Consider the following 14,656-nt stretch of genomic DNA (forward strand, 5'->3'; position numbering starts at 1 on the left):
CGTCAGGCCTTGGCCCACGGCAGCGGTGCGTCGTTCAAGCCCCAGTAGAGGCTCTTCTGCTGCATGTATTCGCGAATGCCGAGCCGCCCTTTCTCGCGGCCCATGCCGCTGTCCTTCCAGCCCGAAAACGGCGTGGAGATCGAGAACAGCTTGTACGTATTGATCCAGACGGTGCCCGCCTCCAGCGCACGCGCCACGCGCCACGCGCGCTTGTAGTCGCGCGTCCAGATGCCGGCAGCAAGGCCGAACACGCTGTCGTTGGCTTGCCGGATCAGCGACGCTTCGTCGTCGAACGGGATCGCCACGAGCACCGGCCCGAAGATCTCTTCCTGGCAAATGCGCGCACTATTCTGGAGTCCTTCCAGAATGGTCGGCTGGTAGAAGAAGCCGTTCTCGCGCCCGTCGCCTACCGGCCGCTCGCCACCGCACAACAAGCGTCCGCCCTCTTCGAGCCCCAGTGCCACGTAACGCTCCACCGTCTCGCGGTGCTTCGCCGTAATGAGCGGACCCATCTGCGTTTCAGCCTGCTCCGGGTTACCCACGCGCAGCTTGCGCGCGCCTTCCACAAGGCGCTTCATGAACGTGTCGTAGATGCCGCGCTGCACGAAGAGGCGCGAGCCGGCAATGCAAGCCTCGCCCGACGAACTGAAGATGCCGTACAGCACGCCGTTCACGGCGTGGTCGAGATCGGCGTCGTCGAACACGATGGTCGGCGATTTGCCGCCCAGTTCGAGCGAAACCGGCATGAGCTTTTCCGCCGCGATGCGCGCGATGCCGCGGCCCACGTCCGTGCCGCCCGTGAACGATACCTTCTTCACGAGCGGATGGCGCACGAGCACGTCGCCGATCACCGAGCCCTTGCCCGGCAGCACGCTCAGCACCCCCTTGGGCACGCCCGCCTCTTCGCAGAGGCGCGCGAGCGCGAGCGAAGCAAGCGGCGTGACCTCGGCCGGCTTGAGCACCACCGAATTGCCGCCCGCGAGCGCTGGCGCCAGCTTTTGGGCATCCGAAGCGATCGGCGAATTCCACGGCGTGATCGCCGCGATCACGCCGATGGGCTCGTACACGCTCATCGTCAGATAGTCGCCGCGCGAGGGCGTGAGCTCTTCGTCGAGCGTTTCGAGGCACGCCGCGTAGTAGCGGAACGTGTTCGCGGCACTCGCCACGAGCGCGCGCGTTTCGCCGATAGGCTTGCCGTTGTCGCGACGCTGCAGGTTCGCGAGCGCCTCGTGACGTTGCGTGATGAGGTCGGCGATGCGGTACAGCACGAGCGCGCGCTGATGCGGCTTGAGCCCGGCCCAGTCGGCGCGGCGCCAGGCGGCGTCGGCGGCGACGATCGCTTCGTCGGCGTCTTCCGCGCTCGCCTGCGAGACTTCCAGGTTCAGCGACTGGTCGGCCGGATAGAGACTTGCATAGGGCGCGGCGCGTCCGCGGCGCCATTCGCCGCCGATCAGGATGTCGCCGTTCGGAAGGAGGTTCGTATCGAAAGCAGTCATTTCACAGTTCCTCATGTCGGGGGCCTCGCCCCCCACCGTGCTACGTCAGATCACGCAGCGCGCCGCACGATTGCGCAGCGCGCGGATCGCGCTGTATGCCGTCAACGCCGAGGTCTTCGGGTTGTCCGGCAACGGCTTGCCGCACATTTCCAGCGACATCTCGCCGAATGCGCCGCGCGCGACGATGCGATGCACGTTGCGCTCAACCGCCGGATCGGCGATCAGGCGCACGGTCGTCTGGTCGAGGCCGAGACCCGCCAGCGCGATCGTCGCCGCCACGTTGGCGTTCTTCGGAAAGAGACGCGCCGCTTCGCGCGCGCTGCCTTCGAAAATCACGCGCTCGCTCGTGAGCGTGCGCAGGTCGCAGACCTCCTCCGCCGGCGTGTCGAGCCAGCCGAGCGGCGGCTTGCGGCCCGTGTAGAGCACCTCGTCGAGGCCACCGAGCTTCGCCGCCGAAAGCGCGTCGATACCGCCGATCGCGCCCGAGAGCAGCGTGAGCGTGGCCTGCCCTTCATCGGCCGCGAGCGAGAGCCGCTCGAGCAGATCGACGTCCGAAAGCGCGCCGATCGATGCCACCGCGCAGTCCGTGCCGGCCTTCAGGAGCGGCACGACGTGATCGACGAGCGCGCCGTGGCCCGCGCATTCCAGCGCGAACTGCGGACGGCGGGACAACGCCGCCACCGACGACACCACCTCCACCGACGCGCCCACCACGTCGCGCACCAGCGGCGCGTGCTGCTCGGGCACGATGACGTGCGAGACGTGCACGAGCGGATCGGCGGCCACGGCGCGATACACCGTCTGCCCGATCGCGCCGAAGCCGATCATCGCGATATCGACGGGCGCCTGCGCGGCTCCCCGGTTGGCCACATCAGGCATGTTGCGGCTCCTCTTTGCGCACCGGCGGGCCGGCGAAGACCGTCTCGAAGCTGCCCACCGACTTCATGTCCACTTCCAGCAGCACCGGGCCCTCGAACGCGAGGCCTTCGCGAATCGTGGCGTCGGCGTCGTCGAGCGACGAGAGACGATAGTGCTTGAGGCCGAGGCTCGCGCAGAACTGCGCGAAGTCCGGCTGGTGCAGATCGACGAACATGCGGCGGCCGCCGTACTGCGCGTCCTGGATGTTGCGGATCACGCCATAGCACTGGTCGTTCATCAGCACGATCATGACGTTGGCCTTCTCCTGCACGGCCGTCGCGAGTTCGCCGACGTTGACCATCAGGCCGCCGTCGCCGACGAGGCACACGGTCTTCGCCGCGGCACCTGCGAGCGCCGCGCCGATCGCCATCTGCATGCCCTGGCCGATGCCGCCGCCAAGCGCGTGCACGCCCGCGCGCGGGCTGAAAATCTTCAGGAGGCGGTTGCCCCACGTGCTGTTCGAGATCGTGACGTCGCGCACCCAGTTGTAGTCGCGGCCCACGGCACGCTGGAGCGCTTCCACGAGGCGGCGATAGGGGCCGAGACCCTTGGCCGTTTCCGCCACGGCCGTTTCGTGCGCCGCCGCGAGATCGGCTGCGAACTGCGGATCGACCTTGAGCTTGCCTTCGAGCCGGGTAGCCAGCGCGTCGAGCACAGCCGCCGAGTCGCCATGCACGAAAAGCGCATTGCGATAACCGCGGTTGTCGGCCAGCGCATCCGCGTCGACGCGATAAAGCGGTTGCGGCAGGCCAAGCTTGTACTTCAGCGTTTCGTTGCCGCGCAGGCGCGAGCCCACCACGAGCATCGCGTCACAAGTCTTGTAGAACGTCTCGACGGGAGCGCTCACGTTGAATGCGCCAAGCGTAGCCGGATGATCTTCTGGCAGCACGCCACGGCCCTGCACGCTCGTCACCACGCCGAAGCCCAGCGCCACGAGGCGCTCGACCGCCGCGCGCGCATGGCGTGCGCCGCCGCCGAGCCACAGCAGCGGACGCTTTGCTTTCGCGAGTGCGTTCGCCAGTTCCTCCACGCGCGCATCGGCGTGCGTAAGCGCCGTAAGGTGCGGCGCGCTCAGATCGGCGGGCCAGTCGGTCAGCGCGGCCTGGATGTCGATGGGGATCTCCACGCTCACCGGGCCGCTCGGTGCGGTCCGCGCCACGCGCACCGCTTCGCGGATCGTGGGCAGCGCCGTTTCGACCGAGCGCACGCGGAACGCGGCCTTCGAGATCGAGGAGAGCATCGTCAGTTGATCCGGTGCCTCGTGAATGTAGGCGAGGTCCTGATCGAGATATTCGGTTTCGATCTGGCCGGTGATATGCAGGAGTGCCGTGCCCGCGGTCAGCGCTTCGACCATCGCGCCCGCTGCATTGCCCGCCGCCGTGCCCGTGCTCGTGAACGCCACGCCCAGGCCGCCCGAGACGCGCGCAAGGCCATCCGCCATGTTGACCGCGCCCGCTTCGCCGCGCGCGCCGACGTAGCGGATCTTGCCGCGCCGGCCGATGGCGTCGAGGATCGGCATGTTGTGAATCGAGATCACGCCGAACGTGGTCTCTACGCCGCATTGTTCGAGAAAAGCGGCAATCAGTTCGCCGACGGTGGTTTTGTTAGACATGACGTGCTACGCCTCCAGATACATCGATATGACTGCCCGTCGTATAGGACGACAGGGACGTGGCCAGATAAAACAGTGCCCGGGCCGCTTCTTCGGGGCGGCCGAAACGGCCCAGCGGAATGTGTTTCGTGCGCGCGAGCTCGCCGGTCCAGTCTTCCCAGCTCTGACCCGGCTTCGCCTGGGTCTCGTAGCGGCGGCGCCACTGGCCCGACTCGACGATCCCGATCAGGATCGAGTTCACGCGAATACGCTCGGGCGCGAGTTCGACCGCGAGCGACTTGATGAGGCTCAGCACCCCGGCGCGCGCCGACGACGTCGCCACCATGTGCGGCTCCGGCTGCAGCGCGAGCAGCGAGTTCACGCAGACGATCGCCGCGTTGCCTTGCTTCGCCGTACTACGCAGCATCGGCAGGAACGCGCGCGTCGGGCGGATGATGCTGAAATACTTGAGGTCCAGTTCTTCGCGCCACGCTTCGTCGGTGGTGTCCGCAAAGGTCGAAACGCGGCCCTGGCCCGCGTTGTTCACGAGCATGTCGGTGCGGCCGAAGCGCGTCTCGACTTCGCCGGCAAACGCGGCCACGTCGTCGGCGTTCAGCACGTCGCAGCGCGCGGCCAGCAGCTGCGCCTGTGGGAAGCGTTCACGCAAACCCTGCTCGGCGCGAGCGAGGCGCCCGGCGTCGCGGCCGCAGATCGCGACCGAAGCGCCCGCCTGCAGAAAGAGTTCGGCCGTCGCGAGACCGATGCCGGACGAACCGCCCGTCACCACCGCGACCTGACCGGTCAAGTCGATTTGAATCATCTGATCCCCAATGCCTTCATGTACGGGCTGCCCTTGCGGGTACTGCCTTGCGGACCGCTTTGAGATCCGCTCTCGGGCCGATAGTTGAGCCGTCGCGAGAGTTCGTCCGCGGCGCGGCGAACCTTGTCGATCAAACCCGCATCGAGTAGCTGGGCGTCGATGGCCGGACGCGGGATCGTCGTGGTGATCACCGCCACGATGCGCCCTGTATCGTTGCGCACGGGCGCCGATACCACCGAAATACCGCGTTCGAACGAGGACTCGCTCACCGCATAGCCTCGTTCGGCATCCTCACGAATTCGGGAAAGAAGCTCCTCCACGGTCTCGGGCGTCTGCGGCGTGAAGCGTTCGAGCGCCGGCTCGGGATAGAGCGCACGCAGCTCGTTCAGCGTGAAGTCGCCCATCAGCACCTGGCCGTGCGTGGTGGCGTGCGCCGGCAGGCGCGTGCCCACGTTCACCTTGATCGAGCTGAAAATCGGCGCATGGCTTTGCGCCTTCGCCACGAAGACGATGTCGCGGCCGTCGCGGATCACGATATGCGAGGTGAGGCCCGTTTCGTCGCGCAGCGCCTCGATGAGCGGCAGGCCGAGATCGGTGAGCTCCAGCGAACTCAGGTACTCGAAGCCGAGGCGCAGCACCGCCACGCCCAGCCGGTAATTGCGGTCGCGATCCGCGCGCTCGAGGAAGCCCAGCGATTCGAGCGTCTGCAGCAGGCGAAACACCGTCGTGCGCGGAATGCCAAGGCGCCGCGACAACTCGGGCGCGTCGAGCACGGGCTCGCGCGGCGAAAATTCGGTGAGGATGCGCAGTCCCCGTTCCAGACCCGGCACGCGATAGTTCGTATCGCTGCGGTCTTCGTCGGCGCCGGGGGTCGCTCTGGCGAAATCGGGTGTCATTCAGTGACTCCGTTGTCCTTCGGCCGCGCGGCAGAACGCGTCGATCAACGCGTCGTAGGCCGCCGGTGCTTCGATATAGCCCGCATGGCCGGCACGCGGCACGAGCTGCAGCGGCACGCGTGCCGCCTGCGCCAGCCGTTCGCACGCGGCGGGCGGCGTGATCGTGTCCTCGGCGCCCACGGCCATGCCCACACGGCCCTGGAAAATCGCGAGATCGGCGGCAAGGTCCGCATTCGCGAGCAGATGCGTGGCCTGCGCGTAGCCGTGCGGCAGCACACGCGACATGTTCCAGCGCACCCAGGCACGCGCCGTGTCATCGGCATGCGGGGAGAGCATGTTCGCGCTGCGCTTTTCGGCAAGACCCGCCGGGCCGAGTTCGGCCAGCATCGCGAGGCGCGCATCGCGCTTTTCGGCGCGCACCGCCTCGCTCGCCGCGCCGTAGCCGCCCGCGGGCGAAATCAGGAGCAGCCCCGCCAGCCGCTCCTGATTCGCCGCAGCGAAAGCACCCGCGACAATGGCGCCAAGCGAATGCCCTGCCAGCACGCAACGTGCAATGCCGAGCGCGTCGAGCCAGCCGGCCAGCCGTTGGGCATAGTCGGCGGCAACGGGCGACCCGGCCGCGACCGGCGTGGAAGCGCCATACCCCGGCGCGTCCCAGGCCAGCACGCGGCGCGAGGCGCCCAGCGTTTCGAACTGCTGAATCCAGGAAGCCGCTCCCGAACCGATGCCATGAAGCAGTACGAGCGGCAGCGCATCGTCTGGCCTTCCTGGCGCCTCGCGATACGCCACGCTCGCGCCCCCCACGTCGGCAAGCTTGACCGGGAAGCGGGCAAGGCGAGCTTCGAGCGGTGCGGCGGCTTCAACGGCGGGTGTGATGAGGGTGTTCATGGCAACCGGTTCAGTCGTGGACAATCTGGATTCCTTACTTCTGCAGGTCGCGCTTGATCTTCGCGAGCGGCGAATCCGGCGGATAGGTCGGCGTAATGGGCTTCGGCGAGCCGAGCATCACGCACATCAGCGCGTCTTCCTCGCCGATGTTGATTTCCGTGCGGTACACGCCGGGCGGCACCGAGATCAGGTCGCGCTCGCCGAGCACGGCTTCCCAGGTCTTGCCGTCCTTCTCGCAGATCACCTTCATCTTGCCGCGCAGCACGAAGAAGATTTCTTCCACGTCCATATGGATGTGGCTCGGGCCGATGTTGCCGGCCGGAATCACCATCGTCGAAAACGTGAAGCCGCCCGCGGGCACCGTGTTCACGTCTTTCGCGACACCCGTGCCGCCCGTGCCCACGTAGCGCATCTGCGCGCGGCGGTACTTCGGATCGTAGTCGGCCTGGAACTTCAGCGCGTCCCAGTCGTAGCGGCGCGTTGCATAGCGCGCCACGCGGCCGTCCATCCATTGTTCGAAGGTGGCGTCGTCGGGTTGGTCCCACGACTTGCGCTCGATATCGGCATCAGCCATCGATTTCTCCCTGGGTTCGGTTGGTTGAGATCAATTCATCACGAAGCCGCCGTTCACCGGCAGCAGTTGGCCCGTCACGAAGCGGGCGGCATCGGACAGCAGGAACAGCACGGGTCCCGTCACGTCGTCGGGCACCTGCGAGCGGCGCAGCGCACGGCCTTCGAGGTAGTACGCGTGGCGATCCGCCGGCACATAGGCCGTCGCCTCGACTTCGGTCAAGCCCGGCGCGATGGCGTTGACGGTGATGCCATCGGTGCCGAACTCGCGCGCGAGCGAATGCGTCATCGCAATCACGGCGCCCTTGCTGGCCACATAAGCGAGCAGCTTTGGCGCGCCCCACAATGCGGTGTCCGAAGCGATGTTCACGACCGCACCGCGGCCCGACTCCGCCAGCCAACGCTGGGCCGCCGTGCACATGAGCCACGTGCCGCGCACGTTGACGTTCATGACGGCGTCCCACGTGTCGACGCTCAGTTCACCGGCAAGCTTGCCGCCCGAATTCGTGATCGCCGCGTTGTTGATGAGGCTGTCGATGCCGCTCATGCGTTGCGCCGCGCCCTCGATAAACGCGCGGATGCTTTCCGGCTGGGCGAGATCGAGCGGCGCATAGCTCACGTCATGCCCTTGCTCCGCGAGCGAGGCCGCGAGCGACGCACCGGCGTCGTGCAGCACGTCGCCGAACGTCACGCGCGCACCGGCTGCGGCCAGCGCCGTCACGAACGCCGCGCCCAGGCCCCGCGCACCGCCGGTCACGACGACGCGTCGGCCGGCCAGGCCCGCCTGCGCCACGGTGTTATGCATGGCTGTGGCCCGCCGCTTGCGCGCCCTGCGTTGCGCCTTGCTTTGCGTCCTGCTGGGCACGCCAGACATCGAGCTCGGCGAAATCCTGCTGCGCGCGCTGGCGCAGCATGCGACGCACACGCGTCATGCCCACATCGTGCTGATAGAGGAATTCGTGATCGCGCGCATTCGGCGCCATGCTTTCCAGAACGTAGCGGTCTTGCTCCAGCACGGCCCAGTGCAGCCCTTCCAGGCGGTTGCGGTACAGGAAGCGCCATGCGTCGCGCTGCCAACCCTGCACCTTGCGCGTGCGCCAGAAATAAACCTGGCAGTGCTTTTCATCAACGGGCACGGCGAAACCGATGATGCCGAAATTACCGCCGGGGCCGAACTTCTTCCTGTACGGAATCGCCAGACGCATCCAGAGACTGCCCGTGTCGCCCAGTTCCACCCAGTCGAAATTCACGTCGCGCTGGCCGACCTTCTCGAACATGAGGCCCGTTTCGGTCTTGCGCACGCGCATGTCGGCCTGCTTGTCGCCTTCGGCCATCGAGTGCGAGGTCGCGTGCAGGTAGGCGCCGTGCATCGGGTCCATCACGTTGTCGATCGCGTACTGGTAATTGCACTTCCAGTTCGACATGCAGAGGAAACTCGAATACGACTCGTCCACCAGTTCTTCGGGCAGCACGAGCGGCGCCGGCTCCTTGTGCGCTTCGTCGCCGAACCACAGGAAGATCGCGCCCGCATGCTCTTCGACCGGATACGACTTCACGCACTTCTGGCCTTCCAGCGGACAGGCCGCCACGGCCGGCACGCTCTGCACCGTGCCGCCGCCGTCGATTTCGATGCCGTGATACCAGCACGCCACGCGGTCGCCGAGGTTCCAGCCCAGCGAAAGGCGCGCGCCGCGGTGCGGGCAACGGTCTTCGAGCGCGCGGACCTTGCCGTCCTGATCGCGCCACAGCACGATCTGGTCGCCAAGACGCGTGATGCCGACGGGCGCGCTGCCAACCTGCCAGCTCGGCGCGACGGGATACCAGTAATTACGCAGGCCGCGGTCGAGATAGGCGCGGATCGGATCGGCGGCGCCGGCTGCTTCGGAAGTGGGGGACGTCATCGTGAGACTCCGGATACTTGTTCGGTGTGACGGTGCTTGACCGTCCATGTCGGCGTGCCCGCTTATTCGGCGAGCAGACGGAATTCGGCGGTCAGTCGCTCCGCGGTCCACGGCGCGCCTTCGGGCGTGCGGAAACCCACGCGGTTCAGTCCTGCCACCACCTCTTCGAGTTCGACGGCACCGGCCTCGAATACCTTCTCGAGCGCATCGCCAAAGTCGTTTTCGTATTGCGTGGGCTCGGCCTTGCGGGTCTGCCACACGAGGTTCAGCGCCTCGCCGGGCTGCTCGATCACACCCTTGCCGGCCACGTTGTTCGGTTGCGGCGCCAGCCAGGGCTTGAGCGACGGGTTGAAGTTCACGGGGATTTCGCGCATGTCATTCCACCTTGATCTGGATTTCTTCGCCGGCGAGACGGACCGAATACATCTTCAGGTCGCGACCGCCGGGCTCCTTGAGGCACTTTCCGGTAGGGATATGGAACACGGCTTCGTGCAGGGGGCATTCGACGGTGTCGCCGTCGACGAAACCCTGCGTCAGCAACGCGTACGCATGCGGGCAGACGTTCTCCAGTGCATAGAGTTCGTCGCCCACCTTGTAGATGCCGATTTCGGTGCCGTCGAGCTTGAACTCGATCGGCGCATCTTCGGACAGATCGCCGGCATGTCCGGCACAACGCCATTCTTCAGCCATTTCTCACCTTTCCAGGACACTCATGTTCCATACAAGGAACATTAGTTTATGTATGGTCATTATAGAAGCCGTGGCGCGCGGAAAAAACAGAAATCACACCTCCCTGGGGAAAACACCGATCGTCCGTCGGAAGAGGGCAGGAACGGTGTCGTCCCGGGTCTCGCCGAAGTTGCCGAAACGCTTGAACGGAAAGACTTTCTTTAGACCAGCCGAGCGCTTGACGCCAAAACAACACAGGGTATTCACCGTCCCAAAAAAGTATTTTGGCTACCAGAAAGAATCTCTATACTTTCCATAGGCGTTACGTTTGTCCATATATGGAACACGACACGTTCAGTGTAGCCGACCAGAAAGAAGCGGCGCAACGCCAATCAAGAGGTTGAACAGGCCGGCGCGAGCGATCCGGTCATTCGTCATACGTTGAGGAGTCCAAAGTTGAAGCACGTCATTGTCGCGGGACTGACCGGAATCTGCGCTGTCACGAGCGCCTGGGCGCAAAGCAGCGTCACGCTGTACGGCAGCATGGATGCCGGCGTCGCCTATATCAGCAACGCGGGTGGGAGCACGAAGTGGGAAGAGGAACAGGGTAATACCCAGCCCGACCGCTGGGGCCTGCGCGGCATGGAAGACCTGGGCGGCGGCCTGAAGGCGGTCTTCCAGCTAGAAAACGGCTTCTATACGAACACGGGCGCAATGGCGAAGGCAGGCACGCTGTTCAACCGCGCGGCCTTCGTGGGCCTGCAATCGGACCAGATCGGCACGCTCTCGTTCGGCCTGCAGACGCCATTCTCGTTCGACGTGCTGGGCCCGTTCAGCACGGGCTACCTGAGCGGCAACTGGTTCGCGTTCCACCCCGGCAACATCGACGAACTCGCCGACACGAGCGTCGTGCCGTTCCAGAACTCGGTGAAATTCCGTTCTGCGAACTTTTATGGCTTCACGGCCGGCGCGATGCTGGGCCTTGGCAACACCTCCAACTTCGCAACCGGCCGCACGATGAGCTACGCGCTCACGTACAACAACGGCGGCTTCAAGGCCGGCGCTTCGTGGTCGAACGAGAACGACCGCTCGGTGTCGATGGCGACGACCGGCATCACGGAGTTCCAGGGCCAGCCGGCCGCGACGTACCTCGCGGACAAGGTGCAGAACATGGGCATCGGCGCGCAGTACTCATTGGGCAATCTGCTCCTGCACGGTCTCTATACGCGCACGAAGCTGCAGTCGAACGGCTACTCCGACACGTTCCAGAGTTATGACGCGGGCGCGAACTACCAGCTTACCGTTGCCGATACGATCGTGAGCGGCGCCTCCACTTCGACGCTCTCGGGCCGCCGCTGGTCCCAGATCGTGGTCGGCGACATCTACGCGCTCTCGAAGTCCACCCAGGTCTATGCCGACGTCCTGTACGAGCATGCGAACTCCGAAGCGTATGCCGCGCTCTTCACCGCCGGGGTATCGAGCGGACGCAACCAGGTCAGCGTGCTGACCGGCATTCACCACTCGTTCTGATCGTTTTGATCGACGCGCGGCGCCAGGGCCAGGGCCAGGTCAGACCCGGCCCGGCCCGGCCGCGCCGGTTCAGAGAAAGCCCGCCGGCAGCGGACGATTGCGCGCCGCGCGAGCCGCGGTGGGATCGTCGGCGCGCGGGCGATAGTTCAGGCGCGTCGACAGATCGACGGCCGCGCCGCACACCGCCGCGATGAGCGGCGCCCGCTGCGTTTCGCCGCCAATATCGGAGCGCGGCACCGTCACCGTGATGGCCGCCGCGATCTTGCCCGACTGATCGCGCACCGGCGCGCTCACCACCGAAATCCCCGTTTCGAACGATCCCTCGCTCAACGCGTAGCCCTGCTCCGCGCTCTCGCGTATGCGCGCGTAGAGATCGGTGACGGTAGCCGGCGTGCGCTCGGTGTAGCGTTCGAGCTGCTTCTCCGGGTAGAGCGCGCGCAACTCGGCGAGCGTGAAATCGCCCATCAGCACCTGGCCATGCACGGTGGCGTGCGCGGGCAAACGCGTGCCCACGTGCACCTTCACCGAACTGAACATCGGATCGTGCGTCTGCGCCTTCGCGACGAATACCACGTCGCGGCCGTCGCGGATCAGGAGGTGCGAGCTCAACCCAGTCGAATCGCGCAGCCGTTCGAGCACAGGCTGACCGAAGTCCGTGAGTTCGAGCGAGCTCAGATATTCGAAGCCGAGCCGCAGCACGGCCACGCCCAGACGAAACTGCCGGTCGCCGTTCACGCGTTCGAGAAAACCCAGCGCTTCGAGCGTCTGCAGCAGGCGGAACGTGGTCGTGCGCGGAATGCCGATGCGCCGCGACAGTTCCGGGGCGCCGAGCACCGGCTCGCGCGCGGAAAATTCGGTGAGGATGCGCAGGCCTCGTTCGAGGCCGGGGACGAGGTAGGTGGACGTGCCCGCGCCGTCTTCGTCGGTGCCTTCGGGGGCATTTTCGTGGGCGTTTTCATGCATTGCTGCGGCGTCCCGCGCGGCGCTCTCCTCGTCGGCGGGATGTGCCTGGCTCCCTCGCGGCACGGTGCCGCGACGGGCAGTACCGGTCGTGTTTTGTCTGGCCATTGTCGGCTTCTGTCTATCGGATGGTTCGTTGACTTCTGGAATGATAGCGCGAAGCGTACCGGTTACCGACGGCCTCCGGGGTCTTGGGCGGACTCCGCCAAGACAGGAGCCCTCAACTCTGCGCGAGCATGCGCGGAATTTCCTCGACGAAGGCATCCACCGCCACGCGTACCTTCGACGCCATATGCCGCGATTGCTGCCGGACCACGTGGACCTCGGCGCCCAGCACGCTGCGGCTGTCCATCACGAGCGCGAGGCGGCCGTCGCTGAGGTAAGGCGCCATCAACCAGCACGGTAGCCACGCCAGCCCCGCCCCGGCGGCGGCCGCATCGGCAATGGCCTGCAGGTCGTCGAAGCGCATCCGTGCCGCCGGCCGCCACTCCTGCGGGCTGCCGTCGGGCCCGAGCACGCGCCACGGTACGCTCTGTCCCGCGCGGGCATAGACGATGCCCGTGTGGCCGGCAAGTGCGGAAGGGGCGGCCGGCTTGCCATACCGCGCGAGATACGCCGGCGACGCGCAAATGCCCATACCCTGCACGCCCAGCCGCCGCGCAACGAGCGTCGCGTGCTCGGGCAGCGTGCCGATGCGTACCGCGAGATCGAAACCGTCCTCGACGAGATCCGCCACGCGGTCGCTGAACGACAGATCGACTTCAAGCCGCGGATGCCGCTCGACCAGCGCACGCACGATGGGCGCCACGCACTGCCGCCCGAACAGCACGGGAGCCGTGATGCGCAACCGTCCGGCGGGCTCGCGGCGGCCGTGATCGAGCGCCGCTTCGGCCACGCTCAGTTCGGCCAGCACGCGGCGGCATTGCTCGTAATACGCGTGGCCTTCGTCGGTGAGGCTCAGGCTGCGCGTGGTGCGCTGCAGAAGCCGCACGCCGAGCCGCTGCTCAAGCCGCGCCACCACCTTTGCCACGGCCGAACGCGTCACGCCGAGTCGCTCGCCCGCCGCGGCGAAGCTGCCCGCGTCCACCACGTCCACGAATTCGGCCACGCCTCTCAGCCGGTCGATCATCGGTTTGCCCTCGTTTGAATCCAATATGGCGACATTGAGTTTCTTCAATCTCACCAATGTCGCCCCACGCGCAACACTATCATAGGCGCTCAACCTGACCGGGAGCAGCAATGAATGCATGGAAACTGAAGGCCGGCAGCGGCGTCGCCGCGCTCGCCCGTACCAATGCCGCAGTCCGCGAGCCGGAACCGCACGAGGTGGTCGTGAAGATTCATGCGGCTTCGCTCAACTACCGCGATCTGATGTACGCACGCGGCGACTACCTCGGCCTTGGCGACGCGACGCTCGTACCCGTGGCGGACGGCGCGGGTGAGGTGGTGGAAGTCGGCAGCGCGGTCACGCGCTTCAAGCGGGGTGACCGCGTCATCAACAACTATTTTCCCTACTGGATCGACGGCGGCCCGACACGTTCGAAAGTGCGGGTATCGCCCGGCGCCCAGGTGGACGGCGTGCTGGCCGAACGATTCGTCGCCGACGAACAAGCCTTTGTGACGATCCCGGCGCACCTGAGCTACGAGGAAGCCGCGACGATCTCCTGCGCGGGCATCACGGCCTGGAACGCCCTTTTCGCAGACGGTGGCGCGCGACTCGGCGCAACCGTTGCGCTACTCGGCACGGGCGGTGTTTCGATCTGGGCGCTGCAGCTCGCGCACGCGGCCGGGCTGCGCACCATCATCACCTCGTCGAGCGACGAGAAGCTCGAACGCGCACGCCAGCTTGGCGCGGACGCCACGATCAACTATCGCGCCACACCTGATTGGCAGAACGAAGTACTTTGCCTCACGGAAGGCGCCGGCGCCGATATCGTGGTGGAAGTGGGCGGCCGGGACACGCTGCCGCGCTCGGTAGCGGCAACGAAGATGGGCGGGATCGTCTCGATCATCGGTGGCTTGAGCGGCTTCGCCGGGCCGGAACTCCCGTTGCTGCCCGTGATCGGCGGTATACGGCGGCTGCAGGGCGTCATGGTGGGCAGCCGCGCGATGCTGGAAGACGTGGCGAATCTGGTTGCTGCACGGCAAATCCGGCCCGTGGTGGATCGTGTGTTCGGGTTCGACGAAGCGCCCGAAGCCTATGCGTGGCTGGAAGGTGGGAAGCACTTCGGGAAGGTGGTGATACGCGTAGCGGAGTAGATCAGGGTCGGAAAATAGTCGACCAGAACACCTGCAGACAGCGTCTTCTGGCCGGCAATCAACGCCGTGACCAACGACTTCGTCTCCCCCACCGGGATTTCCCCAGGCTGACACATCCTCCGTTCCGTCATTAAATAAATCATGTTGATTTAATTAAT

Annotated in this window: 15 protein-coding genes; 2 read left to right on the forward strand and 13 right to left on the reverse strand. The window is 66.1% G+C overall.

The window, feature by feature from the left end:
• Positions 1–2: 2 nt before the first annotated feature.
• From WJ542_RS30555 to WJ542_RS30605, 11 genes are all read right to left on the reverse strand, one after another.
• On the reverse strand, positions 3–1,496 hold the full coding sequence (locus WJ542_RS30555) for an aldehyde dehydrogenase (RefSeq protein WP_411193271.1): 1,494 nt from the start codon (positions 1,494–1,496) through the stop codon (positions 3–5).
• A 45-nt stretch (positions 1,497–1,541) separates the two neighbouring features.
• On the reverse strand, positions 1,542–2,375 hold the full coding sequence (locus WJ542_RS30560) for an aspartate dehydrogenase (RefSeq protein ID WP_411193272.1): 834 nt from the start codon (positions 2,373–2,375) through the stop codon (positions 1,542–1,544).
• Positions 2,368–4,026, reverse strand: a complete 1,659-nt coding sequence (locus WJ542_RS30565) for a thiamine pyrophosphate-binding protein (RefSeq protein ID WP_411193273.1) — start codon at positions 4,024–4,026, stop codon at positions 2,368–2,370. Before WJ542_RS30565 ends, WJ542_RS30560 begins: the two co-directional genes overlap by 8 nt.
• On the reverse strand, positions 4,019–4,825 hold the full coding sequence (locus WJ542_RS30570; protein WP_411193274.1) for an SDR family oxidoreductase: 807 nt from the start codon (positions 4,823–4,825) through the stop codon (positions 4,019–4,021). Before WJ542_RS30570 ends, WJ542_RS30565 begins: the two co-directional genes overlap by 8 nt.
• The gene (locus tag WJ542_RS30575; RefSeq protein WP_411193275.1) at positions 4,822–5,721 is read right to left on the reverse strand and encodes an IclR family transcriptional regulator; all 900 of its coding nucleotides are present in this window, start codon (positions 5,719–5,721) and stop codon (positions 4,822–4,824) included. Before WJ542_RS30575 ends, WJ542_RS30570 begins: the two co-directional genes overlap by 4 nt.
• Positions 5,722–6,609 (reverse strand): alpha/beta fold hydrolase, encoded by an 888-nt coding sequence (locus tag WJ542_RS30580; RefSeq protein WP_411193276.1) that lies wholly within the window; start codon positions 6,607–6,609, stop codon positions 5,722–5,724. It lies immediately after the preceding gene.
• Between the two features lie 34 nt (positions 6,610–6,643).
• The gene (locus WJ542_RS30585) at positions 6,644–7,183 is read right to left on the reverse strand and encodes a cupin domain-containing protein (protein WP_411193277.1); all 540 of its coding nucleotides are present in this window, start codon (positions 7,181–7,183) and stop codon (positions 6,644–6,646) included.
• A 30-nt stretch (positions 7,184–7,213) separates the two neighbouring features.
• Positions 7,214–7,984 (reverse strand): SDR family oxidoreductase, encoded by a 771-nt coding sequence (locus WJ542_RS30590; protein WP_411193278.1) that lies wholly within the window; start codon positions 7,982–7,984, stop codon positions 7,214–7,216.
• A complete protein-coding gene (locus WJ542_RS30595; protein ID WP_411193279.1) occupies positions 7,977–9,080 on the reverse strand; it encodes an aromatic ring-hydroxylating dioxygenase subunit alpha in 1,104 nt (367 codons plus the stop codon). Before WJ542_RS30595 ends, WJ542_RS30590 begins: the two co-directional genes overlap by 8 nt.
• Positions 9,081–9,142: 62 nt before the next feature.
• Positions 9,143–9,454, reverse strand: coding sequence for a recombinase-like helix-turn-helix domain-containing protein (locus WJ542_RS30600; protein WP_027794791.1), 312 nt, complete (start codon positions 9,452–9,454; stop codon positions 9,143–9,145).
• A 1-nt stretch (position 9,455) separates the two neighbouring features.
• Complete coding sequence (locus WJ542_RS30605; RefSeq protein ID WP_411193280.1) at positions 9,456–9,770, reverse strand: non-heme iron oxygenase ferredoxin subunit; 315 nt, start codon at positions 9,768–9,770, stop codon at positions 9,456–9,458.
• 435 nt (positions 9,771–10,205) lie between these two features.
• Between WJ542_RS30605 and WJ542_RS30610 the strand changes: the two genes are divergently transcribed.
• A complete protein-coding gene (locus tag WJ542_RS30610) occupies positions 10,206–11,279 on the forward strand; it encodes a porin (RefSeq protein WP_411193281.1) in 1,074 nt (357 codons plus the stop codon).
• 69 nt (positions 11,280–11,348) lie between these two features.
• Here the strand turns inward: WJ542_RS30610 and WJ542_RS30615 are convergent, their stop codons facing one another.
• Complete coding sequence (locus WJ542_RS30615) at positions 11,349–12,242, reverse strand: IclR family transcriptional regulator (protein ID WP_411193571.1); 894 nt, start codon at positions 12,240–12,242, stop codon at positions 11,349–11,351.
• 217 nt (positions 12,243–12,459) lie between these two features.
• Complete coding sequence (locus WJ542_RS30620) at positions 12,460–13,368, reverse strand: LysR family transcriptional regulator (protein WP_411193282.1); 909 nt, start codon at positions 13,366–13,368, stop codon at positions 12,460–12,462.
• 110 nt (positions 13,369–13,478) lie between these two features.
• On the opposite strand from WJ542_RS30620, the gene WJ542_RS30625 reads away from it, so the two are divergent.
• Entirely contained in the window at positions 13,479–14,498 is a 1,020-nt protein-coding gene (locus WJ542_RS30625; protein WP_411193283.1) for a zinc-dependent alcohol dehydrogenase family protein, read from the forward strand.
• Positions 14,499–14,656 lie beyond the last annotated feature (158 nt).

The organism is Paraburkholderia yinzeri (assembly GCF_046581065.1).
Lineage (GTDB): Bacteria > Pseudomonadota > Gammaproteobacteria > Burkholderiales > Burkholderiaceae > Paraburkholderia.

Excerpts from the sequence above, each read along its gene's own strand:
- WJ542_RS30620 (WP_411193282.1), bottom strand. The coding sequence starts at position 13,368 with ATGATCGACCGGCTGAGAGGCGTGGCCGAATTCGTGGACGTGGTGGAC.
- WJ542_RS30600 (WP_027794791.1), bottom strand. The coding sequence starts at position 9,454 with ATGCGCGAAATCCCCGTGAACTTCAACCCGTCGCTCAAGCCCTGGCTG.
- WJ542_RS30605 (WP_411193280.1), bottom strand. The coding sequence starts at position 9,770 with ATGGCTGAAGAATGGCGTTGTGCCGGACATGCCGGCGATCTGTCCGAA.
- WJ542_RS30615 (WP_411193571.1), bottom strand. The coding sequence starts at position 12,242 with ATGCATGAAAACGCCCACGAAAATGCCCCCGAAGGCACCGACGAAGAC.
- WJ542_RS30575 (WP_411193275.1), bottom strand. The coding sequence starts at position 5,721 with ATGACACCCGATTTCGCCAGAGCGACCCCCGGCGCCGACGAAGACCGC.
- WJ542_RS30555 (WP_411193271.1), bottom strand. The coding sequence starts at position 1,496 with ATGACTGCTTTCGATACGAACCTCCTTCCGAACGGCGACATCCTGATC.
- WJ542_RS30625 (WP_411193283.1), top strand. The coding sequence starts at position 13,479 with ATGAATGCATGGAAACTGAAGGCCGGCAGCGGCGTCGCCGCGCTCGCC.
- WJ542_RS30590 (WP_411193278.1), bottom strand. The coding sequence starts at position 7,984 with ATGCATAACACCGTGGCGCAGGCGGGCCTGGCCGGCCGACGCGTCGTC.
- WJ542_RS30580 (WP_411193276.1), bottom strand. The coding sequence starts at position 6,609 with ATGAACACCCTCATCACACCCGCCGTTGAAGCCGCCGCACCGCTCGAA.
- WJ542_RS30565 (WP_411193273.1), bottom strand. The coding sequence starts at position 4,026 with ATGTCTAACAAAACCACCGTCGGCGAACTGATTGCCGCTTTTCTCGAA.
- WJ542_RS30570 (WP_411193274.1), bottom strand. The coding sequence starts at position 4,825 with ATGATTCAAATCGACTTGACCGGTCAGGTCGCGGTGGTGACGGGCGGT.
- WJ542_RS30595 (WP_411193279.1), bottom strand. The coding sequence starts at position 9,080 with ATGACGTCCCCCACTTCCGAAGCAGCCGGCGCCGCCGATCCGATCCGC.
- WJ542_RS30560 (WP_411193272.1), bottom strand. The coding sequence starts at position 2,375 with ATGCCTGATGTGGCCAACCGGGGAGCCGCGCAGGCGCCCGTCGATATC.
- WJ542_RS30585 (WP_411193277.1), bottom strand. The coding sequence starts at position 7,183 with ATGGCTGATGCCGATATCGAGCGCAAGTCGTGGGACCAACCCGACGAC.